This window comes from Variovorax sp. 22077, assembly GCF_052044195.1.
GTDB classification, from domain to species: Bacteria; Pseudomonadota; Gammaproteobacteria; order Burkholderiales; family Burkholderiaceae_C; genus Variovorax; species Variovorax atrisoli.
The window spans coordinates 131,740-153,067 of the sequence record NZ_JBQEQC010000001.1 but is presented as its reverse complement, the minus strand read 5'-3'; the positions used below and the strand labels follow the sequence as shown (position 1 = coordinate 153,067).

Below are 21,328 nucleotides of genomic sequence, written 5' to 3'. Positions count from 1 at the left end.
TAAGCCGCGAGGCTTCCGAGGCGCTGCCGGACGCGTCCCAGCGGCTTCATGCCGATGCCCCGCCTTTCCCTTCGCCAGGTTCGTCGCCGACCTTCTCGCCCCTCGGGCGGAACGCCATCCCCCAGAACGCGCCCGGGTCGAACGACAGCACCGCCGTCAGCATCACCGTGAGCGCCACGAAGGCCCACAGCGCCGGCCCCGGGACCACGGTCGCCATGCTCGAAAGCTTGACGATGGCCACGAGAACGCCCAGCAGGAACACCTCGATCATTCCCCAGGGCCGCAGCGACTGCATCGCCCGCACCAGCAGCGCGAAGCCCAGGGGCCGGTGCTCGCGGCTCAGCGGAACCAGCAGGTAGGCCAGGATGCAGAGCTGCAGGAAGGGAAAGAGGATGGTCGTGGCCAGCACCAGCAGCGCCACCACCGACATGCCCTCGGCGCTGAGCGCCACCACCGCGCCGGCCAGCGTGGTCTGGCTGCGCATGCCCTGCAGCTCGATCTCGACGATGGGGAACAGGTTCGCGATGGCGAACATGATCAGGCAGGCCACCGTCAGCGGGAGGATGCGGCGCTCCTGCTGCCCCGGATGCCGGTCGAGTTCGGTGCCGCAGCGCGGACAACGCGCCACGTCGCGCGGACGAAGCGGCGTGCGGCCATAGACCGCATCGCAGCCTGGGCAAACCACGGTATCAGGTACTTCCGTCATGGATGAGTACCCTAACTCATTCAGCCGCCGTGGCTTGTCGTCTTGAGCCGCAGGCTGCTGAAAACCGCCGCCACCGCGGCAAAGCTGGCGGCCAGCACCAGCGCGACCACCGGCCCGTGGCCGCCATGCGGGCTCCAGAAGCTGAAGACGCCCGCCAGCACCACGGCGCCCAGCGTCTGCCCGGTGAGCCGGGCCGTACCCAGCATGCCGCTGGCCGCACCACTGCGGTGCGCCGGCGGCGAGCTCACGATGGTGTGGTTGTTCGGCGACTGGAACAGCCCGAAGCCCAGCCCGCACAACGCCATGCGCCAGGCGATGTCGGCATTGCCCGGATGCGCCGGCAGCGCCGCCAGCAGCCCCAGCCCGATGGCCAGCAGGCCCAGCCCGATGCCTCCCAGCAGCCCGTCGGGGTAGCGCCCGATCAGCTTGCCCGCAATGGGCGCCATCACCACGATGGCCAGGGGCCAGGCCGTGATGAGCAGGCCCGCCTCGATGTGGCTGCGCCCGTACACCTCCAGCAGCAGGAAAGGCAGTGAGATGTAGGCCAGCATCTGCGCGCAGAACGCCGCAACCGAGGTGCCCATCGACAGCGCGAACACCGGGATGCGCAGCAGGTCGATCGGGAAAAGCGGCACGGCTTGCTTGCGCTGGCGCCGCAGGTAGACGAAGCCGACCACCAGTCCGGCCACCAGGATGCCCCAGGCCGATGCCTGCGAGCCGCCCGCGCCCTGCGCCCCTCCCTCGCGCACGCCCAGCCGGTCCACGCCCAGGAACACCAGCGAGAACATCAGCACGTTCAGCGCCACGTCGAGCGGCGAGAAGCGCAGCCCCGCGGCCGGAGGCACGCGATTGAAAGGCAGCGCCTTCATGCCGAGCGCGAAGGTGACGATGCCCAGCGGCACGTTGATGGCGAAGAGCCAGGGCCACGAAGCCACCGACAGGATCGCCGCCGCCACCGAGGGCCCTGCCACCGACGAGGTGGCCACCACCAGCGAATTGATCGCCATGCCCTTGCCCAGCTGCGACGACGGGTACGTGAGACGCACCAGCGCCGCATTCACGCTCATGATGCCGGCCGCGCCCAGGCCCTGGAAGGCGCGCGCCGCGATCAGCGTGCCCAGCGAGTTGGCGAATGTGGCGGCCAGCGAGGACAGCGTGAAAACCGCCATGCCGACCAGGTACACGCGCCGGTAGCCCACGAGGTCGCCCAGCGACGCCAGCGGCAGCAGCATCACCAGCGTGGCGATCTGGTAGGCGTTGACCACCCAGATCGACTGCGACGGGCTCGCGCTGAGTTCGCGCGCGATGCCAGGCAGCGCGAGGTTGACGATGGTGCCGTCGAGCACCGCCACGATCAGCCCGAGGATGATGACCAGCATCGCCCTGCCGCGCTCCGGCTGGGACAGCCCGTCGACGGGTCTTGGCGCCGTGTTGCCGCCGTTGTTGTTGTCTTCGGCGGCCGGGAGCGCGGCGCCTGCGCGTACCGTGTTCATCAGGCTTGCTGTGTCCTTCCTGTCTTTCCTGCCTTGCCCGTGGGCTCCGAGCGCACGCCGCCCAGCGTGAGCCAGGTCAGCACCAGCGCGATGAGCGCGCCGGCGGCCATGCCGGCCACCATCGGCAGCGGCCTGCCGTCGGTGAAGAAGCCCACCACCGCCATCGCCAGTGCGCCGGTGAGCATCTGCAGCGTGCCCAGCAGCGCCGAGGCCGTGCCTGCGATGGCACCGTGCATTTCGAGCGCGAGAACGCCGGTGGTCGGGATCACCAGCCCCATGAAGCCCGAGGCGATGAAGTACAGGACGATCAGCACCCAGATGCTGTCGCCGCCCATCGCGAAGTAGGCGAACATCGCGATCATCGCGGCGCCGCAGCACACCACGCCAAACTTGACGAGGTTGACCAGCCCGTAGCGCTCGCCCAGCGCACCGGTGAACTGCGAGGCGCCGATGAAAGCGGCCGCGTTCACACCGAAGGCCACGCTGTAGAGCGCGGGCGACAGGCCGTAGTGGTCGATCATCACGAACGACGAGTTCGCGAGGTAGGTGAAGAAGCCCGCCATCGCGAAGCTGCCGATGAACACCAGCCCGAGGTAGTGCGAGTCGCGCAGCAGCAGCCAGTAGGCCGACAGCGCGCTGCCGAGGCTGCTTTCTACGCGCTCCGAAGCCGGGCGGGTTTCGTCGAGCAGCTTCGCCATCATGGCGAGGCCGACCACTGCGGCGATGGTCACGGCCCAGAACACGCCGCGCCAGCCGGCGAACGCGATCACGGCGCTGCCCGCGAGCGGCGCGAGGATCGGCGACACGCTGAACACCAGCATCAGCAGCGACATCAGCCGCGCGGCGTCGGTGCCGGTGTGCAGGTCGCGCACCACCGCGCGCGGGATCGCCATGCCGGCCGCGGCGCCCAGGCCCTGGACGAAGCGCAGCACGATCAGCGTCTGGATGTCGGTCGCCAGCGCGCAGCCGATGCTCGCCAGCGCGAAGAGCAGCAGCCCCGCGTACAGCGGCGGCTTGCGGCCCACCATGTCGGAGACCGGCCCGTAGAGCAACTGCCCGGCGCCCAGCGACAGGAAGAAGGCCGTGAGGCTCATCTGCACCGCGCCGATGTCGGCGCGCAGGCTCTGTCCGATGGCGGGCAGCGCCGGCAGGTACATGTCGATGGCGAATGGCCCGATGGCCGAGAGCAGGCCCAGCAGCAGGGCCATCTTGAAGGAGGGGGAAGAACGCATCGAGCCGATTGTCGCGAAGCGCGGCGATCGGTGCAGGCGTGGGGTCGGCCCGGGCGCGGTTCAGCCCCCGTTGCTAATTCTGGGCAAAGAAACGGTTGCCTGGCCGTGGCAGGCCGAGGTTCTCGCGCAGGGTACGACCTTCGTACTCGCGCCTGAGGATGCCGCGGCGCTGCAGCTCGGGCACCACCTTGTCGACGAAGGCATCGAGCCCGCCGGGCAGCCAGGGGAACATGACGTTGAAGCCGTCGCAGCCCTCGCTTTCCAGCCACTCCTGCATGGCGTCGGCGATGGTCTGTGCGGTGCCGACGAAGGCCAGGCCGCCGTAGCCGCCCAGGCGCTGTGCCAGCTGGCGCACCGTGAGGTTCTCGCTGCGGGCCAGCTCGATCACGCGGGCGCGGCCGCTCTGGCTCGCATTGGTCTCGGGCACGTCGGGCAGCGGGCCGTCGGGGTCGAACTTCGACGCATCGTGGCCCAGCGCGATCGAGAGCGACGCGATGGCGCTGTCGTAGTGCACGAGGCTGTCGAGCTTCGCGCGGATGGCGCGTGCCTCTTCCACCGTGTCGCCCACCACCACGAAGGCCGCCGGCAGGATCTTGAGATGGTCGGGGTCGCGTCCGATCGCGCGCATGCGGCCCTTGATGTCGGCATAGAGGCTGCGCGCACCGGCCAGCGTGCCCGGCGCGGCGAACACGGCTTCGGCAGTCTCGGCCGCAAGCTGGCGCCCCGCCTCCGAGGCGCCCGCCTGCACGATCACCGGCCAGCCCTGCACCGGCCGCGCGATGTGCAGTGGCCCGCGCACCGACAGGTACTTGCCCTTGTGGTTCAGCACGTGCAGCTTCGCCGGGTCGAAGAAGCGGCCGCTTTCGACGTCGCGCTCGAAGGCATCGTCGGCCCAGCTGTCCCACAGCCCGGTGACCACGTCGTAGAACTCCCGGGCGCGGGCATAGCGCTCGTCGTGCTCCATGTGATCGTCGCGGCCGAAGTTCAGCGCGGCGTCGGGGTTGGAGGTGGTCACGATGTTCCAGCCCGCGCGGCCTTCGCTCAGGTGGTCGAGCGAGGCGAAGCGCCGCGCGATGTGGAACGGCTCGTCGAAGGTGGTCGAGGCGGTGGCCACCAGTCCGATGTGCTGCGTGTGCTGCGCCAGTGCCGACAGCAGCGTGAACGGCTCGAACGACGTCACCGTGTGGCTGTGCTGCAGCGCGGCCACGGGCATGTTCAGCACCGCGAGGTGGTCGGCCATGAAGAAGGCGTCGAAACGGCCCCGCTCCAGCGTCTGGGCCAGCTGCTTCAGGTGCGCGAAGTTGAAGTTCGCGTCGGGCCACGCGCCGGGATAGCGCCAGGCGCCGGTGTGGATGCTCACCGGGCGCATGAAGGCGCCCAGCCGCAGTTGCCTCGTGGTGCTCATGGACGGGGGCTACTTGCCGGCGGGCCAGAACACGAGCGCGCGCAGCTCGATGCTGCGGCGCGGCGGCGCCTCCTGCGAGCCCGTCGGATCCTCGAAGGCGGTGTGCGCGGTGTAGCGCGCCACGCCCTGCTCCAGCGAGTCGTAGATCTTCAGCAGCAGCGCCTCGTCGGGCCGAAGCCTCGGGAACCAGTACCAGCGGTGCGCCGGGTTCCAGGTGAAGGAATAGGTCTCGCCCACCTTGTCGGGGTAGACCAGGTCGGTGGGCACGAGGTCATCGGGCGAGATGGAGCGCGCGTCGCACAGCGCGAGCGGCAGGCGCTCGACCGTGGCCAGCGGCCGCCACAGGTTGACGATCGCGAAGCGGCTCTTCAGCCGCTCCTCGGCTTCGTCGGGGGGCAGATGGTCGCGCACGCGGCGCGGGCCGGAGACGAAGGTCTGGTCGTTGTGCACGCGGCGCACCGGCTCGCGCAGCTCGGCCGTGCGGCGCGAGCCCTGTGCGCTGTCGCGCAGCGTGTGGTCGAACACCACGATCTTCTCGGCGCCGGTCACGTCGCGCAGCAGCGCCTCGGCCTCGCGGTAGTAGATGTCGCGGATCGCCGCATCCTGGGAGAAATCGGCGAGCACGCTGCGGTGCGAGATCTGCGTGAAGCCGCTGCGGTCGAGCGAGAGTTCGTTCAGCGCGACCAGGGGGCGCCCGTCGCGGATCGCCACGCGGCGCGACTCCAGTTCGCCGGTCACCCAGGGCGTGCCGGGCGGCGGCTCGAATGTATAAGTCACGGGCCGCCCCTGCCCCGCCTTCAGGTAGTTCAGCTCCGCTTCCACCGAGGGCAGCGTGGCGGTCAACATCTGGCCATTCGATCCGACGCTCATGTAGCGTGACTCCTCAAAACGGTTCCTTGAACGGCCGCAGGTCCAGCTCCTGCGTCCATGCGCTGCGGTGCTGCACGTGCAGTTGCCAGTAGCTTTCAGCGATGGCTTCGAGCTGCAGCAGGCCGTCGTCGCCGGCCTGCTGCACGCGTTGTGGCGCGTTGCTGCGCAGGCGCTCGCCGTCGATGCCGCCATCGATGACCACATGCGCCACGTGAACACCCTGCGGACCGAATTCGCGCGCCAGGCTCTGGCTCAGCGAACGCAACGCGGCCTTGGCCGCAGCGAAGGCCGCGAAAGGCGGCTTGCCGCGCAGCGCCGCGGTGGCACCGGTGAACAGCAAGGTGCCGCGCGCGTGCTGTCCGCCCGCCTCGAAAGGATTGGCCAGCAGGCCGCGCAAGGCCTCATGCCCGAAGATGAAGCCGCCCAGCGCGCTGGTGCGCCAGGCCTGCGTGAACTGCTCGACTGAGAGCTCCAGCGTCGGCGCGCGCACCGCGCTCGCGGCGTTGAAGATGGCCACCGTGAGCGGGCCCAGCGCCCTCGCCTTCTGCGCAATGCCATGAATCTCGGCCTCGCTCGCCACGTCGCCCGCAAATGCATGGGCCCGGCCGCCGGCCGAGACGATTTCACCGGCCACCGCATCGAGCTGGGCCTGCGTCCGGCCGGTCAGCGCGACGATGAAGCCTTCGGCCGCGAAGCGCCGCGCGAGCGCCGCGCCCAAACCCGCGCTGGCGCCGACACCGGCGATCCACGCGACGGGCGACGGCCCGGAACCAGAGGGCAACGAAGATGGGGTGTTGGAGGTGGCAGCCATGGATGAGCACGAAGGCTATACCTGCGCCCCGCGGTGCGGAACGATGCAAAAGGGATAACCTTATTCGGCGGCAGGTCGGTGCCCTGCACCGCTTGACGACACCCCAGCTTCACCGCACGCGCCGCGGCCGCTACGCTATGGGCTTCCCGGACCGTTCATAACAACTCGCAGCAATCGTCATCCAGGAGAAGATCGCCCATGGCTCTGGCCCGCACGGTTCACGCCGACCTCTTTCGCGTGTTCCTCCTCACCCTCGTCTCGCTGTTCGCCATTCCGGCCGCGACGCTCGCCTTCACCGAATACGCGCTGCGCTCGCAGGACGCCGAGTTCCTGCAGGCGATCGAGAAGCGCATCGCCAACGACAGCCGCCTCACGCCCGCCGAGAAGGCCGAGGCGACCGGCTTCTACCGCAGCCACCAGCTCTCCAAGGCCTGCGACGCCACCGCGCCCGAGGACAGGAACTTCCACGACAAGGTGTGCAGCCCCTACTCGATGCAATGGCAGTTCCACTGGGCCGACCGCGCCGCCATCTGGACCATCGTGCTCGGCGCCGCGCTGCTCGCGGCGGCGCTGGTGCTGGGGGCGCTGGCCTTCGCCAACCGGGGCCTGCGCTACGCCAGCTTCGTTGCGGGCTGGCGGCTCATGACGGTGTCGTGCGCGGTCGAGGTCGTGCTGCAGAGCGCGATGCTGGTGTGGCTGTCGTTCTGGCTCACTGCGTACTTCTGGCACAGCTACTACATCAAGCTCATCGCGCTGGCGGGCATCGCGGCCGGCGCGGCGGTGTTCTACGCGATCTACACGCTGTTCAAGAAGCTGCCCTCGGGCAACGAGATCGAGGGCGAGCTGGTCTCGCAGGCCGATGCGCCGCGCCTGTGGGAGCGCATCCGCCAGCTCGCCGCCCGCGTGAAGACGGCGCCGCCCGACCACATCGTGGCCGGCATCGACACCAACTTCTTCGTGACCGAGGCGCCCTGCGAGGTCAAGGGCCGCACCCTGCAAGGGCGCACGCTGTTCGTGAGCCTGCCGCTCCTGCGCGTGCTCGACCAGACCGAGGCCGACGCCGTGCTCGCACACGAGCTCGCTCACCTGGGCGGCGGCGACACCCGCAGCAGCGCCGCGCTCGGCCCCAAGCTGCTGCAGTTCGACCAGTACACCTGGAAGATGCGAAGCGGCGGACTCACCATCGTGGCCCACTACCTGCTGCGGCTCTACCGCATGATCTTCGCCTTCGCGCTGGCCCGCGACAGCCGCGAGCGCGAGTACAAGGCCGACCGCGTTGCCGCAGGGCTCACCGCGCCGCATGCGATCGTGCAGTCGCTCATCAAGATCTCGGCCTATGCGAGCTACCGCAACGACGTGGAGCGCAAGCTCTTCGAACAAGATCGCGAGCATGACGGTGCCCTCGGCATCGCCCGCTTCGTCGCCGACGGCCTGCCGCCCTATGCCGGCTCGCCGGCTTTCATCGAGGCCATGAAGACGGCCGGCGTGCCGCACCCCTACGACAGCCATCCGCCGCTGCTCGAGCGCATGCGCAACGTGGGCCATCACGTGCCCGAGAGCGCCTATGGCGGCATCGTCTCGACCGCGCCGCAGGCCTCATGGGCCGACGAGATCGAGACCGCCCACGACATCGAGCAGCGCCTCTGGAGCGAGTATGAGCAGCGATTCGTGCAGAACCACGAGCTGAGCCTGGCCTACCGCTACGAACCTGCGACCGAGGAGGAGCGCGCCGTGGTGCTGCGCCACTTTCCGCCGGTGGGCTTCGAGCTGAAGAACGGCGAGCGCGTCGACATCAGCTACGAGGGCATGCACCCCAGTGCCAATGCTGCCGACGGCGGCTCGGCCATCCCGTGGGACGAGGTCAAGAGCCTGACCTACAAGGACGGCAGCTTCGGCGACACGCTCATCGTGACCCACCACGACAAGGGCATGCTGGGCGCGCGGACCACCAAGGTGAAGCTCGCAGGCCTCGGCAAGCAGAAGGAGAACTTCAAGGGCGTCGTCGGCCATTACTGGCGGCGCCACCAGATCATGAGGGCCCAACAACAGCAGCAACAACAGCAGTGACACCGGCAGCGTCGGCCGCCCTCCCCCGTTTCCCCAACCAGCCTCCACAAAACCATCCAACACCGGAGACAAGCAACCATGAACCCCGTAGAACAGAGAACCATCTCGAAGATCAGCTGGCGACTGCTGCCGCTTCTGATGGTCAGCTATTTCATCGCCTACCTCGACCGCGTGAACCTCGGCTTCGCCGGCGCGGCCATGTCCAAGGACCTGGGCTTCACCGCCGCCGTGTTCGGCAGCGCGGCCGGCATCTTCTTCCTGGCCTACTTCCTCTTCGAGGTGCCGAGCAACATGGCGCTGGAACGCTTCGGCGCGCGCCGCTGGATCGCCCGCATCATGTTCAGCTGGGGCGTCCTCTCGGCCGCACAGGCCTGGGTCGGCGGCTCGACCAGCTTCAACATCGTGCGCTTCCTGCTGGGCATCGCCGAGGCCGGCTTCTTCCCGGGCGTGATCTTCTACATCACGCTGTGGTTTCCGGCGGCGTACCGGGCACGCATCGTGGGCTGGTTCATGTTCGCCATCCCGATCTCGACCGTGATCGGCTCGCCCATCTCGGGCTACATCCTCAACATGGACGGCATCGGCGGCATGCACGGCTGGCAGTGGCTGTTCATCCTGGAAGCCGTGCCCTCGCTGATCCTGACCTTCTTCGTGCTGATGTACCTGCCCGACGGTCCGAAGGACGCCAGGTGGCTGACCGACGAGGAGCGCAGCTGGCTGCAGCGCACGCTGGACGCCGAGCGCGCCAACCGCGAGTCGATCAACAAGATCTCGTGGAAGCAGTCGCTGCTGAACCCGCGCGTGATCGGCCTGGGCTTCGTCTACATGGGCATCACGGTGCCGCTGTACGGCCTGAGCTTCTTCCTGCCGCAGATCATCAAGGGCTTCGGCGGACTGGGCAACGTGGAGATCGGCTTCATCAACGCCTTCCCCTACCTCGTGGGCGCCATCGCCATGCTGTTCTGGACGCGGGCTTCCGACGCGCGCAAGGAGCGCAAGTGGTTCCTGCTGATTCCGTTGGCCTGCATCTTCCTGGGCCTGGTGCTGGCTGCCCAGACCTCCGCGCCAGTGCCCAAGATGGCCGCCGTGACGCTGGCCGCCTTCGGCATCTTCAGCGCCCTGCCCACCTTCTGGACGCTGCCCACCGCCATCCTCAGCGGCACCGCTGCGGCGGCAGGTATCGCGTGGATCAACTCCATCGGCAACCTGGGCGGCTACATCGGCCCGACCATCTTCGGCACGCTCAAGGACAAGATGGGCAACGACTTCTACGCGGTGCTCTTCCTGGCGATGCTGTCGGCGGTGGCCATCGGGCTGGTGTTGATCATCGGGCACGACGCGCGCACGGAGCAGGCGCCTTCTGCGGGGCAGGCCTGAGGGCCCCGGGTAATCGCCATTCCCGCCATTCCATGTATTCCGGAAACCGCGATCTGCGGTTTCTCGCAATCAATATGCAACAAGTGTCATCTGAATGTTGATCAGAACGTTCTACAGGAGCGCTCGTTGAACGACGCAATTCCTCGATCGATGTCTTTGCTCAGAAAGAACGCCATGAAGACCAAGCAACTCATCCTCTCCAGCGTCCTCGCCTTCGCCGGTCTCGCCATGCTGGCTCCCAGCATCGCCTCGGCGGCACCGCGCCACCACCACAAGCACAAGGTGTGCAAGTGGGATGCGCGCCATCACCACCGCGTCTGCCACTGGGTGCGCTGATCCAGGGTGCGCTGATCGGGCCTGGGGCCGGCAGGCCGACAGGCACGCCGGTCCGCGGACCGCAGGAAGAAAACGAAAAAGCCCGCGTCAGCGGGCTTTTTTCGTTCATGGGCCACGCCCGGCTCAGTACAGCGTGGCGCGCTGCCGGGCAGGCAGCTCCCGGTCGTATGTCTCGCCGTCGAAGGCCGACTCGGTCAGCGCCGACAGGATGGCACCGGGCGTCGGCACCGCGGGCTTCGCGTCCGCCGGCAGCGGCGCCCACAGCTTCGAGCGCTGGATCGCCCGGGCGCACTGGAAGAACACCGTCTCCACCGCGATGCTGATCACGCACTTCGGCGGCTTGCCTTCCATGGCGAAGCGCTCCAGCAGCGCCGGGTCGACCGAGATTTGCGCCCGGCCGTTGACCCGCAGCGTCTCGCCCACGCCAGGGATAAGGAAAAGCAGCGCCACGCGCGGGTCGGCCACGATGTTGCGCAGGCTGTCGATGCGGTTGTTGCCGCGCCGCTCGGGCATCAGCAGCGTCTTCTCGTCCTGCACCGCGACGAAGCCCGGCGGATCGCCGCGCGGCGAGGCGTCCAGCCCGCCCGGGCCGATGGTGGCGAGCACCGCGAAGGGCGACGCGGCGATCAGCGCCTGGTAGCTCGGGTGCAGGTACGGCACCTCCTTCTTGAGGGATGCCTCGCCGGGCAGGCCGAACAGGGCTTCGAGCTGGGCGACGGTTTCGATGGCGTGGGAGGTCGTCATGTGCTTTCCTGCTGGATGCTGGTCGATTGTGGCGAGGCGCCCCATCCGCAGGCCAGCGCGGCCAGTGCGAGCAGCAAGGCGGCCACGCCGTAGATCCATGGTGGCGACGCGACCGGCAGCAGCAGCCCCGCAATGAGCGGCCCTGTTCCCGCGCCGATGTCGCGCCACACCGAGCGCGCCGCCAGTGCCTGCACGCGCTCGGGCCCCGGCGTGCGGCGGGCGACGATCGGCGGCAGCAGCGGCAGCTGAAGGGCTCGCAGCACCACGATCAGCGCCGCGCAGCTCCACAGCCATCCGAAGCCGAAGCCCACGAGCGCGATGGCGGTAATGAGCGAGAGGCTCACCAGCAGGCGCTCGGCGCCGAAGTGCTCGGCCATGCGACCGCCGACCGGGCTCAGCAGTATCTCCGCGAGGTAGCGCAGTGCCATCAGCACGCCGGCGACGATCACCGCGCCGCCGGGCAGCAGGTCCTTGCCTAGATAGGAAAGGCCGACGATGAAAAGCCCGTCGAGCGCCAGCCCTTCCATGAACGACCAGCTGTCCAGGCTGTTGGGCAGCTTGAAGCGCCTGGCCGGCCTGGTCAACGGATGCGGCGCCGCGGGCAGCCGTCGCGTGACGAAGCACGCCAGCAGCGAGAACACCGCAAGGATCGCGAAGATCGTGCGCGGCCCCGTCCAGTGCGCCAGCAGTGCGCCCAGCGGCAGCGCGAGCACCGGCCCCATCGCGATGAAGGCGCGCGAACGGCCGTTGCGCCGCGCGGCGCCCACGGGGTCGGCGGTAGCCAGCGCCTGCGTCGACAGGTTCAGCGCCGCGAAGCACAGCCCCCACATCAGCCGCAGCGGCAGCAGCGCCCAGAAGCCCGAGAGCGTGGCGTAGCCCAGCCCGCATGCGGCCGCCGCCACCACGGCGATGGTGCAGGTCAGCCGGTCGCCGTTGCGGGCATAGAAGCGGGCCACGAAGCCGTAGCCGGCGATCCGCACCAGCCGGTTGGCCGCGAGCAGCATGCCGGCCTCTGCGAGCGTCACGCCGAACTGGCTCGCGTACATCGGCAGCAGCAGGTAGAGCACCACGTCGGCCGGCAGCGAGAGGCCCAGGGCCATCGCCGCGTGGCGGGAGTTCAGGTCGGTGGGGGATGTTGGAGAAGCGGGTGCGGTGCGTGACATCGAGCCTCGATGGTGCGCCGCCACATGCCCTGGCGACAAACGACATTAACGCCCTTCATGCGTGAGAAAATCGCACGCATGCCGCTTCGTGAGCCTCCTTTGAACGCCGTGCGCGCCTTCGCCGCCGCGGCGCGCCACCTCAGCTTCACGCGCGCGGCGCTCGAGCTGCACGTCACGCACAGCGCCGTGAGCCGGCAGATCAAGGGCCTGGAGGAGGTCCTCGGCGTCACGCTGTTCGAGCGGCGCGTGCGCCAGGTCGCACTCACCGCCGAGGGCCAGCAGTTCTTCGCCGAGGTGCAGCCCGCGCTCGCACAAATCAACGCCGCAGCGCGGTCGCTGCAGTCGCAGGGGCCGGCGCACGCGGTGCGCATCAACGTGCGGCCATCCTTCGCGGTCCGCTGGCTCATTCCGCGCCTGCCCTCCTTCGTCGAGCGCTTTCCGGAGATCGAGCCGCAGGTCGTCACCAGCACCGTCATGCCAGAGGAAGCCGTCGGCAGCTTCGACATCGCGGTGCGCCGCGGCCTCGAAGGCTGGCCTTCGTCGGTGGAAGTGCGGCCCTTTCTCGAGGACGAGGTGCTTGTGGTCGGCGCGCCCGCTCTTTTCAGGACGCATCCCCTGCCCGACCTGCGCGCGCTGGCTTCGCACGTGCTGCTGTCGGCCCGCACCCGCAAGGACGACTGGGACGACTGGAAGAAGCAGGTCGGCGCTCCGCGTGCCCGGCCGGCGGGGCGGCTGCAGTTCGACCACCTGCACTTCGTGCTGCAGGCCGCGGTCGACGGACTGGGCATCGCGCTCGCGCCGACCTCGCTGGTGTCGCACGACCTCGCCTCGGGCCGCCTGCAGTCGCCGCTGCCCGAGCTGCGCATGACACTGGAGCGCTACTACTATGGGCTGGCGCCGGACGCCGCGCCGGAGGCCTCGTACGTGGTCGAGTGGTTCGAGCAGATGCAGGCCCGGGGCGCCTAGGCGGCTTCGCCAACCAGCGAGCGGATCACCTCCGCCACGCTCACGCGGCCCTTGCGCACGCTCGCATCGTCGCCCTCGAAGCGGATCCATCCTTCGTTGAAGCCGTCGAGCATCTGGATGCGCGGCACCGGGTCTCGCATGCCTTGCGCGCGGAAGATCGCGCCCCAGTTCTCGCGCGGCACCGCCTCGGCGCGCACCGGGCGTCCCAGCACTTGCGAGAGCGCCTCGGCAATGTCGTGCTGCGTCAGCCGCTGCGGCCCCTCGAGCTCGACGACGCGCGGCAGCTCGCCCTCGTGCAGCAGGAGTTCGGCAGCGAGGCGGCCGATGTCGGCCGTGGCCACCATCGGCACCGCGCGGTCGAGCGGCTGGAGGTAGCTGGACAACACGCCGTGTTCGCGGGCCTGCGCGATGTCCCAGCGCAGGTTCTCCAGGAACCAGGCGGGCCGCAGGAAAGTGATCGCGAAGGGCAGCGTGCGCAGCGCCTCTTCCAACAACGTGCGCTGGCTCAGCAGATTGGGCTGGGCCGCCTGCGCGCCGACGGTCGACAGGCACACCACGCGCCGCGGCCGGGCGGTGTCGAGCGCCTGGCGCAGCGCGGCGTTCTCCGCCCTCACTTCGGGAAAGCCCGGCTCGGGGTCGAAGTTCGGTGGCGGCAGGACGAAGACGCCGGCCGCGCCCGAGAAAGCGCGCGTCAACGCCTGGGCGTCGTCCATCTCGGCGATGGCCACCTCGCAGCCGAGTGCGGCCCATGGGCGGCCCTTGCCTTCATCGCGGACGACCGCGCGAACCGGCTGCCCTTCGGCCAGCAGGGCGCGCGCGACTGCGCCGCCAACCTGGCCCGTGATTCCGGTGATTGCGTACATGAAAGTTCCTTGTTCCTGACTTGATTCGATGGGGTGACGCATGCGACGGGACGAATCGTAGGAATGGCTCATCTTTGAGTAAAGCGACCGTGCGGCATATCATTCATGACACCTGATCACGAATAGAAATATGCCCCTCGACGGACGCCTCCTCTCCAACGTCAGCGTGCTGGCCGCAGTGGTCGAAGGCGGCAGCTTCGCCAGCGCCGCCAATGCACTGGGCCTGACGCCCTCCGGCGTGAGCCGCGCCATCGCCCGACTCGAAGGCCGCATCGGCATACGGCTGTTCGATCGCACGACCCGCTCGCTGAGCCTCACCGACGAGGGCCGGCAGCTCTACGCCAACATCAATCCGCTGGTGCTCGGCATCGAGGACGCAGTCACGATCGCCGCTGGCGCATCGGGCACGGTGCGCGGGCGCCTGCGCGTGAATACCGACGCCTTCACCTCGCGCCTGCTCCTGGCGCGGCACCTTCCGCGCTTTCTCGCGCAGTACCCGGAGCTCACGCTGGAGCTGATCGCACGCGACCAGCTGGGCGACCTCGTGGCCGAGGGCTTCGACATCGCGGTGCGCTTCGGCGAGCCGCCTTCGTCGTCGCTCGTTTCCCGCAAGCTGATGGATTCGCGCGTGGTCACAGTGGCGGCGCCGGCTTATATCGCGCGGCACGGCCGCCCTGCGAAGCCGGCCGACCTCGCCGGCCACGCCTGCCTGCAGGTGCGCAACCCCGCCACCGGCCAGCCGTACACGTGGGAGTTCCAGCGCGGACGCAAGCTCGTCGAGGTGCCGACCACGGGGCGGCTGCTGCTCACCGATCCGGGGACCGTGCTGGAGACGGTCCTTTCCGGCATCTGCGTGGCGCAGATCAAGGCGGTGGGCATCCAGCCGCAGCTCGACAGCGGCGAGCTGGTCGACCTGTTTCCCGACTGGCCGGATGAGCGGCTCCCGCTCCATGCGCTCTATCCGTCACGCCACCTGCCGGCGGCGAAGGTGCGTGCCTTCATCGACTTCGTGATGGAGGTGGTGTCGCCAGCATCCAAGCCGATGCCGAAGCCGATGCAAAAGCCGCAGCGCTGACGCTCGCTTGTCCGGAAACGGCCAGCCGACAACGTCTTCCGCCCGCACGATGCGGGCATGACTCCAACTCCCCTGCCCCGTTCCTTCCGCGACCTCGCGTGGTCCAACCTCGCCGCGCAGTCCGCAGAACAGCTGAGCCTTGCGGCGGTGCCGCTGGTCGCGGTGCTGGCGCTCGGCGCCGGCCCCGGCGAGATCGGCTTTCTTGCGGCCGTGCAGACGCTGCCCTTCCTGCTGGTCTCCATGCCCATGGGTCTGCTCGCGGACCGCATGTCGCGCCGGCGGCTGATGGTCTGGGCCGAGGGCCTGCGGGCGGTGTCGCTGATCGTGCTGCTGGCGATGGTGTTCGCGTCGAAGCTCAGCATCGGCTGGCTCGCCGTGCTGGGGTTCCTGGGAGCCGTCGGCACTGTGGGTTTCAGCGTCGCGGCACCTGCGCTGGTGCCGGCACTCGTGCCGCACGATGCGTTGGCGGCGGCCAACGGCCGACTGGAACTCGCGCGCAGCGCGGCCTTCACCGCCGGGCCTGCACTGGCGGGCGCGCTGGTCGCATGGGCCGGCGCATCCGCTGCGTTCGTCCTGGCCGCAGTTCTGTCGGCGGCAGCGGTGGCCCTGCTGCTGCGACTGAGCGAGGCGACACGCGAACCCTCCGCCGGCCGTCATCCGCTGCTGGAAGTGCGCAACGGTGCGCGCTTCGTCTGGCAGCACGAGATGTTGCGTCCCATGCTGATGACCGGTGCGGTCTTCAACATATCCTGGTTCGTGCTGCAGGCCGGCTACGTGCCCTACGCGGTGCGCGTGCTCGGCCTCGGTGCTCAGGCGGTCGGCTTCACGCTGGCGATGTACGGCGCAGGAATGGTCGTCGGTGCGCTGCTCACGCCTCGCGTGGTGGCTCGCCTGCCATTCGGCCGCGCGATACAGGTCGGCCCTTCGGTCGCCGTTCTGGCCGCTGCGGCGATGGCCGCCACGCTCGTCGTGCCGACCGCGACGCTGGCAGCGCTCTCGCTCTTCCTGTTCGGTGCGGGGCCGATGGTCTGGGTCATCACGTCGACCACGCTGCGCCAGAGCGTGACTGCGGCCACGATGCTGGGCCGGGTGTCGGCCGTGTTCCTCACGATCAACGCGGGTGCGCGCCCCATCGGCGCCGCGCTGGGCGGCATGGTCGGCGCGGCATGGGGCGAACCGGCCTGCCTGCTGCTGGCGCTCGCGGGCTTCGGGCTGCAGGCGGCGATCATCTTCGCGTCGCGCATTGCGACGCTGCACCGGCTGCCGGTGCCTGCCGTCTAGCAATCTGATGATCTAGCGGTCTAGAAGAGCGACGCCATCCCATTCGGTCGCGCATCCTCGATGTCGAGCATGCGCAGCTTGGTCAGTGCGCCGCCGCCCGCCGAAAAACCACCCGGCTTGTTGCCCGCGGCGAGCACACGATGGCACGGCACCACGGGCGCGAACGGGTTGTGGCCCATCGCCTGCCCTACGGCGCGCGACAGGCCCTTGTCGCCCAACTCCTCGGCAATCTCGCCATAGGTGCGGGTCTGGCCCGGCGGAATGCGCCGCGCGATCGCATAGATGCGCTGGTGGAACTCGGACACGCCGCTCATGTCGAGCTCGATGTGGCCCAGGTCGTCGCGCACACCGTGCAGCAGTCCCTGGATGGCCTCGATGGCGCGCTGCGCCATCTCGTTCGGCGGGCCTTCCTGCAGGTCAGGAAAACGCTGGCGCATGCGCGCTCGCGTGGCGGCCTCGCCGCTGTCGGCAGGCAGTTGCACGCCGACCAGCCCTCGTGGGCCCCATGCCAGCGCGCACATGCCGATGGAGGTTTCGAACAAGGCAAAGCCGCTCATTGCGATGCCTCCCGTTGCAGCGAATGCTGGCGCGATGCGAGCACCGCGCCGAGCCACAGGGCCATCGCCGAGGCCACGAGCCCGCGCGCAAGTCCGCCCGGGCCATCGGAGATCCAGCCCGTGACGGTCGGCCCGACGATCTGCCCCAGCGCGAAGATGATGGTGAAGGCGCTGATGCCGTGCGCCCAGCGCGATGGCGGCAGGTTGTGGCGCACCAGCGCGGTGGTCGATGCCACCACCGACAGGAACACCGCGCCGAAGAGCACGCCGGAGATCAGCGCCACCGGCGCCGCCGAACTCAGCACCGGCAGCAACGTCGCCACGCCGAGCAGCCCGTTGAGCAATGCCTGCGGCTGCCCGCCGCGATACCGGTCGAGCAGCCCCGCCCAGAGCCGCGAAGACGCCACGCAGGCGATGCCGAGCAATGCATAGAACAGCGTGACGAAGCCGGCACTGGCACCCTGCTCGCGCAGCAGCGCGATCACGAAGGTCATGTAGCCGATGTAGCCCATGCCGAACAGGGCATAGCCCGCGAGCGCCCAGCCGAAGCGGTGCAGCGCGACCGGCGGTGCCGAACCCGGTGCTGCGACAGGTGCCGCCGGCGCGGCCGTCTGCTGCGGCATCGCACGCCCCGCCCATGCCAGCAGGCAGGTGGCCGCCGCGCTTGCCACCGCCAGCGCCCACCACGCCCAGGCCCATCCGTGGGGCACGCCCGCGGCCGCTCGCAGCACCTGCGGCACGAGCAATGCCGACAGCAGGATGCCGAAGCCGGTGCCGCCGTAGTAGATGCCCAGCAGCAGGCCGCCTCGCGCCGATCCGGCTTCGCTGAGCCGGGCCGCCAGCAGCCCGCCCGCCACGAACACCCACGCGCTGGCCACGCCCGCCAGCAGGCGCTGCAGCAGCAAGGCCGATGCATCGGTGACGAAGCCGCTGCCCGCCATGAACACGCTGGCGAGCACCGCGCCGAACACCAGCAGCCGCGTCGCGCCGAAGCGCCGCATCAGCGCCGGCGTGCCCAGCGCACCGACGAGATAGCCGACCGCGTTGGCCGTGTTCATGCCGCCTGCCAGTGCGTAGCTCCAGCCCAGGTCGGCGCGCATCGGCGGCAGCAGCAGCGCGTAGGCGAAGCGCGTGATGCCCAGCGACACAGCGGCGCCCATCGAGAGCGCGAAGGCCAGCCGCAGCGTGGGCTGGGCGGAGATGGAGGTTGGAGAGGCGAGCGTCGTCGGCATTGCGGTGGCGGGCGGCAGGCGAGGCCTATTCTGCGGCAGCCGCCGCCGGCCTGCAGGAGCCCGCCCGCTCAACCCGCTTCGGCCACCGGGTCGGCGTGCAGCAGATGCCGCTCCAGCAGCACGGCCACATGCACCGCCTCGCGCTGCGCACCATCGCCGATCTGATGGCGGCAGCTGGTGCCGTCCGCCACCACGATGGCGCCGGGCTTCGCGCGGATGGCGGGCAGCAGGCTGGCCTCGGCCATCTTCATCGACACGTCGAAATGGCTGGCCTCGTAGCCGAAGCTGCCGGCCATGCCGCAGCACGAGCTTTCGATGAGCTCGGGCTGTGCGCCCGGGATCAGCTTCAGCACGTCCATCACCGGGCTCACCGCGCCGAAGGCCTTCTGGTGGCAGTGGCCGTGCAGGAGGATGGGCGCTTCGGCGGGCTTCAGGGGCAACTCGAAGCGCCCTTGCTTCAGCTCGCGCGTGATGAACTCCTCGAACAGCAGCGCGTGCCTGGCCACCAGTTCGGCCTTCTCGCCGAAGCCCATGACCAGCGCCTCGTCACGCAGCGTGAGCAGGCACGAAGGCTCCAGCCCGACGATGGGCACGCCGGCGCGCGCCAGCGGCACGAGCGCATCGATCAACGCCTCGGCCTTCTTCTTCGCCTCGTCGACCATGCCGCTGGCCAGGAATGTGCGGCCGCAGCAGTGGTGGCCGCCGCTCCTCTCCACCGTGTGCAGCACATAGCCCGCCGCCTGCAGCACGCGCGCGGCAGCAAATGCGTTCTCGCTCTCGAAGGTGCCATTGAAGGTGTCGACGAAGAGCACCGCCGTCTTGCCGCCGCGCCGCGCGATCGACAGCACCACGTCACGCTCGACGAACAGGCCAGGCTCGCCGGCCTTGCCGCGCCAGAAGGTGTCGCCGCGCCATTCGGGCAGCGAGCGCGTCGCCGAGAAGCCCAGCAGTTTCTCGCCCAGCCATGCGGCACCGGGCACGCTGTTGCGCAGGTTCAGCAGCCAGGGAAAGCGGCTGGCCCTGTGGGCGTAGTCGGGCAGGTTCGCCACCAGCCTGTCTTTCAGCGTGTGGCCGTGACGCTTCTTGTAGTGGTCGAGGAACTCGACCTTCATCTTCGCCATGTCAACGCCGGTCGGGCAGTCGCGCCTGCAGCCCTTGCAGCCCACGCACAGGTCCATGGTTTCGTGCATGGCCTCGCTGGTGAAGGCATCGGGGCCCAACTGGCCCGACAGTGCCAGCCGCAGCGTGTTGGCGCGCCCGCGCGTCAGGTGCTGCTCGTCGCGCGTCACGCGATAGCTCGGGCACATGGTGCCGGCGTCGAACTTGCGGCAATGGCCGTTGTTGTTGCACATCTCCACCGCCTTGGCCAGGCCGCCCGTGCTGTCGCCACCGCTGCCGGGCGCAGTGGTCACTTCGGTCACGGGGTCGGCGTTGACGTTCCAGGCCGACCAGTCGAGCACCGGCTTGAGCTCGATGCGCCGGTACGGCTTGGGCGCCGTGGGCGGCGCGAAGCGGAACAGCGCGCCGTCGTCCATGCGCGGCGGGTCGATGATCTTGCCGGGGTTGAAAAGATCGATGGGGTCGAGCTTGCGCTTGATCGCGCGGAAGGCCTCGTTGATGGCCGGGCCGAACTGCCATTCGATCCACTCGCCGCGGCACAGGCCGTCGCCGTGCTCGCCGCTGAATGCGCCCTTGTACCTGCGCACCAGCTCGCTCGCCTCCTCGGCGATGGCGCGCATCTTCGCGGCGCCGTCGGTGCGCATGTCGAGGATCGGCCGCACGTGCAGGGTGCCCACCGATGCATGTGCGTACCAGGTGCCGCGGCTGCCGTACTTGGCGAACACTTCGGTCAGCGCGTCGGTGTACTCGGCCAGATGCTCCAGCGGCACGGCGCAGTCCTCGATGAAGCTCACGGGTTTTCCGTCCCCCTTGAGGCTCATCATGATGTTGAGGCCGGCCTTGCGCACTTCCCAGAGGTTCTTCTGCCGCGCCTCGTCGGGCATCTCGACCACGCTGCCGGGCAGGCCGAGGTCGCCCATCAGTTCGACGAGCTGCTTCAGCTGCGCAAGCAGCAAGGCCTTGTCTGCGCCCGAGAACTCCACCAGCAGGATGGCCGCCGGCTTGCCGATCAGCGCCGTCTCCACCGTCGGCTTGAAGGCAGGGTTGGCCAGGCTCAGCTCGATCATCGTGCGGTCGACCAGTTCCACCGCCGTGGGCCCGAGCCTGACGATGTGCTGGGCCGAGTCCATGGCCGCATGGAAGGTCGGGAAGTTGACGATGCCCAGCACCTTGGCGCGCGGCAGCGGCGCGAGCTTGAGCTTCAGACTGCGGGTGTAGGCCAGCGTGCCCTCGGAGCCGATCAGCAGGTGCGCGAGGTTCACGCTGCCGTCGGCCGTGTAGGGCCGCTCGCTCTGGTTGTCGAAGATGTCGAGGTTGTAGCCCGCCACGCGGCGCATGACCTTGGGCCAGTGCTCGGCGATCGCCTCCCGGTGCTGCCGCGCGAGGCTGCGCACGAACTGCGCGATGCCTGCAGCGCGCACGCCCAGCGAGCCGACGGTGCCGAACTCGACCAGCTCGCCGTTCGACAGCCACGCGCTGGCGCCCAGCACGTTGTGCACCATGTTCCCGTAGGCGATGGAGCGCGAGCCGCAGGAGTTGTTGCCCGCCATGCCGCCCAGCGTGGCCTGCGCGCTGGTCGACACGTCCACCGGATACCAGAGCCCGTGCGGCTTGAGTTGCGCGTTCAGGTGGTCGAGCACCAGGCCGGGCTCGACGGTGGCCGTGCCCTCCTCCACGTTCACGTCGAGCACGCGGCGAAAGTGCTTGCTGTTGTCGATGACCAGCGCGGCACCGGTGGTCTGCCCGCACTGGCTCGTGCCGCCGCCGCGCGCGAGCACGGGCACCTTCAGGTCGCGGGCGATGTCGATGGCGGTCGCGATGTCGCGCTCGTTCGTGGGCACGAAGGCGCCGACGGGTGTGATCTGGTAGATCGACGCGTCGGTGGCGTAGCGGCCCCGCGAGGCGTCGTCGAACAGCACCTCGCCCTGAGTCTGCGAGCGCAGGCGGCGCGCGAGCAGCTCGCAGGTGTCATTGGGCGGAAGAACGGTTCCGGCTGGCTGCATGTGGCTGGCGGGGTCGATGCGCATGGTG

The 21,328-nt window shown here is 69.3% G+C and carries 18 protein-coding genes; 6 read left to right on the top strand and 12 right to left on the bottom strand.

The genetic code is table 11. The annotated features are described in order from the left end of the window. Window positions 1-46: 46 nt before the first annotated feature. The 6 genes from ACTJLF_RS00675 to ACTJLF_RS00650 all read right to left on the bottom strand — a co-directional run bounded on the left by ACTJLF_RS00675 (window position 47) and on the right by ACTJLF_RS00650 (window position 6,487). The gene (locus ACTJLF_RS00675) at window positions 47-706 is read right to left on the bottom strand and encodes a paraquat-inducible protein A (RefSeq protein ID WP_019652598.1); all 660 of its coding nucleotides are present in this window, start codon (window positions 704-706) and stop codon (window positions 47-49) included. A 20-nt stretch (window positions 707-726) separates the two neighbouring features. Continuing rightward, window positions 727-2,199 carry an MFS transporter gene (locus ACTJLF_RS00670; RefSeq protein ID WP_207902160.1) on the bottom strand — a complete coding sequence of 491 codons (1,473 nt, stop codon included), beginning with the start codon at window positions 2,197-2,199 and terminating at the stop codon, window positions 727-729. Then, window positions 2,199-3,431: a multidrug effflux MFS transporter gene (locus ACTJLF_RS00665; protein ID WP_440882289.1), complete on the bottom strand. Its 1,233-nt coding sequence runs from the start codon at window positions 3,429-3,431 to the stop codon at window positions 2,199-2,201. The genes ACTJLF_RS00670 and ACTJLF_RS00665 overlap by 1 nt, the downstream gene beginning before the upstream one ends. A gap of 73 nt (window positions 3,432-3,504) precedes the next feature. Beyond that, the gene (locus ACTJLF_RS00660; RefSeq protein WP_440882288.1) at window positions 3,505-4,836 is read right to left on the bottom strand and encodes an LLM class flavin-dependent oxidoreductase; all 1,332 of its coding nucleotides are present in this window, start codon (window positions 4,834-4,836) and stop codon (window positions 3,505-3,507) included. Between the two features lie 9 nt (window positions 4,837-4,845). Then, window positions 4,846-5,706 carry a CmcJ/NvfI family oxidoreductase gene (locus ACTJLF_RS00655; protein WP_440882287.1) on the bottom strand — a complete coding sequence of 287 codons (861 nt, stop codon included), beginning with the start codon at window positions 5,704-5,706 and terminating at the stop codon, window positions 4,846-4,848. A 13-nt stretch (window positions 5,707-5,719) separates the two neighbouring features. After that, window positions 5,720-6,487: an SDR family NAD(P)-dependent oxidoreductase gene (locus ACTJLF_RS00650; RefSeq protein ID WP_309936189.1), complete on the bottom strand. Its 768-nt coding sequence runs from the start codon at window positions 6,485-6,487 to the stop codon at window positions 5,720-5,722. 228 nt (window positions 6,488-6,715) lie between these two features. Here ACTJLF_RS00650 and ACTJLF_RS00645 point away from each other — a divergent pair, with 228 nt between their 5' ends. The 3 genes from ACTJLF_RS00645 to ACTJLF_RS00635 all read left to right on the top strand — a co-directional run bounded on the left by ACTJLF_RS00645 (window position 6,716) and on the right by ACTJLF_RS00635 (window position 10,297). Continuing rightward, on the top strand, window positions 6,716-8,584 hold the full coding sequence (locus ACTJLF_RS00645; RefSeq protein ID WP_440882286.1) for a M48 family metallopeptidase: 1,869 nt from the start codon (window positions 6,716-6,718) through the stop codon (window positions 8,582-8,584). Between the two features lie 78 nt (window positions 8,585-8,662). Then, entirely contained in the window at window positions 8,663-9,961 is a 1,299-nt protein-coding gene (locus tag ACTJLF_RS00640) for an MFS transporter (protein ID WP_019652591.1), read from the top strand. 174 nt (window positions 9,962-10,135) lie between these two features. Beyond that, window positions 10,136-10,297, top strand: a complete 162-nt coding sequence (locus tag ACTJLF_RS00635) for an HHHH-motif protein (protein ID WP_019652590.1) — start codon at window positions 10,136-10,138, stop codon at window positions 10,295-10,297. Between the two features lie 123 nt (window positions 10,298-10,420). Here ACTJLF_RS00635 and ACTJLF_RS00630 read toward each other — a convergent pair whose 3' ends face one another. Both ACTJLF_RS00630 and ACTJLF_RS00625 read right to left on the bottom strand, forming a co-directional pair. Beyond that, the gene (locus ACTJLF_RS00630) at window positions 10,421-11,041 is read right to left on the bottom strand and encodes a pyridoxamine 5'-phosphate oxidase family protein (RefSeq protein ID WP_354422877.1); all 621 of its coding nucleotides are present in this window, start codon (window positions 11,039-11,041) and stop codon (window positions 10,421-10,423) included. Further along, window positions 11,038-12,204 carry an MFS transporter gene (locus ACTJLF_RS00625; protein ID WP_440882285.1) on the bottom strand — a complete coding sequence of 389 codons (1,167 nt, stop codon included), beginning with the start codon at window positions 12,202-12,204 and terminating at the stop codon, window positions 11,038-11,040. Before ACTJLF_RS00625 ends, ACTJLF_RS00630 begins: the two co-directional genes overlap by 4 nt. Window positions 12,205-12,282: 78 nt before the next feature. Here ACTJLF_RS00625 and ACTJLF_RS00620 point away from each other — a divergent pair, with 78 nt between their 5' ends. Further along, window positions 12,283-13,170, top strand: coding sequence for a LysR substrate-binding domain-containing protein (locus ACTJLF_RS00620; RefSeq protein WP_440882284.1), 888 nt, complete (start codon window positions 12,283-12,285; stop codon window positions 13,168-13,170). Here ACTJLF_RS00620 and ACTJLF_RS00615 read toward each other — a convergent pair. Then, window positions 13,167-14,033, bottom strand: coding sequence for an NmrA family NAD(P)-binding protein (locus ACTJLF_RS00615; protein WP_132798661.1), 867 nt, complete (start codon window positions 14,031-14,033; stop codon window positions 13,167-13,169). The genes ACTJLF_RS00620 and ACTJLF_RS00615 overlap by 4 nt on opposite strands. A 130-nt stretch (window positions 14,034-14,163) precedes the next feature. Here ACTJLF_RS00615 and ACTJLF_RS00610 point away from each other — a divergent pair, with 130 nt between their 5' ends. Next, entirely contained in the window at window positions 14,164-15,108 is a 945-nt protein-coding gene (locus ACTJLF_RS00610) for a LysR substrate-binding domain-containing protein (protein WP_440882283.1), read from the top strand. A 57-nt stretch (window positions 15,109-15,165) separates the two neighbouring features. Continuing rightward, complete coding sequence (locus ACTJLF_RS00605) at window positions 15,166-16,389, top strand: MFS transporter (RefSeq protein ID WP_440882282.1); 1,224 nt, start codon at window positions 15,166-15,168, stop codon at window positions 16,387-16,389. Window positions 16,390-16,409: 20 nt separating this feature from the next. Here the strand turns inward: ACTJLF_RS00605 and ACTJLF_RS00600 are convergent, their stop codons facing one another. From ACTJLF_RS00600 to ACTJLF_RS00590, 3 genes are all read right to left on the bottom strand, one after another. Further along, window positions 16,410-16,946 carry a methylated-DNA--[protein]-cysteine S-methyltransferase gene (locus ACTJLF_RS00600; RefSeq protein WP_440882281.1) on the bottom strand — a complete coding sequence of 179 codons (537 nt, stop codon included), beginning with the start codon at window positions 16,944-16,946 and terminating at the stop codon, window positions 16,410-16,412. Continuing rightward, window positions 16,943-18,178 (bottom strand): YbfB/YjiJ family MFS transporter, encoded by a 1,236-nt coding sequence (locus tag ACTJLF_RS00595; protein WP_132751056.1) that lies wholly within the window; start codon window positions 18,176-18,178, stop codon window positions 16,943-16,945. Before ACTJLF_RS00595 ends, ACTJLF_RS00600 begins: the two co-directional genes overlap by 4 nt. Before the next feature lie 68 nt (window positions 18,179-18,246). Further along, the gene (locus ACTJLF_RS00590) at window positions 18,247-21,324 is read right to left on the bottom strand and encodes an FAD-binding and (Fe-S)-binding domain-containing protein (RefSeq protein ID WP_440882280.1); all 3,078 of its coding nucleotides are present in this window, start codon (window positions 21,322-21,324) and stop codon (window positions 18,247-18,249) included. Between the last annotated feature and the right edge of the window lie 4 nt (window positions 21,325-21,328).

Coding starts and splice junctions, on each gene's coding strand:
- ACTJLF_RS00615 (WP_132798661.1), bottom strand. CDS start 14,033: ATGTACGCAATCACCGGAATCACGGGCCAGGTTGGCGGCGCAGTCGCG.
- ACTJLF_RS00640 (WP_019652591.1), top strand. CDS start 8,663: ATGAACCCCGTAGAACAGAGAACCATCTCGAAGATCAGCTGGCGACTG.
- ACTJLF_RS00675 (WP_019652598.1), bottom strand. CDS start 706: ATGACGGAAGTACCTGATACCGTGGTTTGCCCAGGCTGCGATGCGGTC.
- ACTJLF_RS00660 (WP_440882288.1), bottom strand. CDS start 4,836: ATGAGCACCACGAGGCAACTGCGGCTGGGCGCCTTCATGCGCCCGGTG.
- ACTJLF_RS00595 (WP_132751056.1), bottom strand. CDS start 18,178: ATGCCGACGACGCTCGCCTCTCCAACCTCCATCTCCGCCCAGCCCACG.
- ACTJLF_RS00590 (WP_440882280.1), bottom strand. CDS start 21,324: ATGCGCATCGACCCCGCCAGCCACATGCAGCCAGCCGGAACCGTTCTT.
- ACTJLF_RS00665 (WP_440882289.1), bottom strand. CDS start 3,431: ATGCGTTCTTCCCCCTCCTTCAAGATGGCCCTGCTGCTGGGCCTGCTC.
- ACTJLF_RS00610 (WP_440882283.1), top strand. CDS start 14,164: ATGCCCCTCGACGGACGCCTCCTCTCCAACGTCAGCGTGCTGGCCGCA.
- ACTJLF_RS00600 (WP_440882281.1), bottom strand. CDS start 16,946: ATGAGCGGCTTTGCCTTGTTCGAAACCTCCATCGGCATGTGCGCGCTG.
- ACTJLF_RS00625 (WP_440882285.1), bottom strand. CDS start 12,204: ATGTCACGCACCGCACCCGCTTCTCCAACATCCCCCACCGACCTGAAC.
- ACTJLF_RS00655 (WP_440882287.1), bottom strand. CDS start 5,706: ATGAGCGTCGGATCGAATGGCCAGATGTTGACCGCCACGCTGCCCTCG.
- ACTJLF_RS00630 (WP_354422877.1), bottom strand. CDS start 11,041: ATGACGACCTCCCACGCCATCGAAACCGTCGCCCAGCTCGAAGCCCTG.
- ACTJLF_RS00620 (WP_440882284.1), top strand. CDS start 12,283: ATGCCGCTTCGTGAGCCTCCTTTGAACGCCGTGCGCGCCTTCGCCGCC.
- ACTJLF_RS00635 (WP_019652590.1), top strand. CDS start 10,136: ATGAAGACCAAGCAACTCATCCTCTCCAGCGTCCTCGCCTTCGCCGGT.
- ACTJLF_RS00670 (WP_207902160.1), bottom strand. CDS start 2,199: ATGAACACGGTACGCGCAGGCGCCGCGCTCCCGGCCGCCGAAGACAAC.
- ACTJLF_RS00605 (WP_440882282.1), top strand. CDS start 15,166: ATGACTCCAACTCCCCTGCCCCGTTCCTTCCGCGACCTCGCGTGGTCC.
- ACTJLF_RS00645 (WP_440882286.1), top strand. CDS start 6,716: ATGGCTCTGGCCCGCACGGTTCACGCCGACCTCTTTCGCGTGTTCCTC.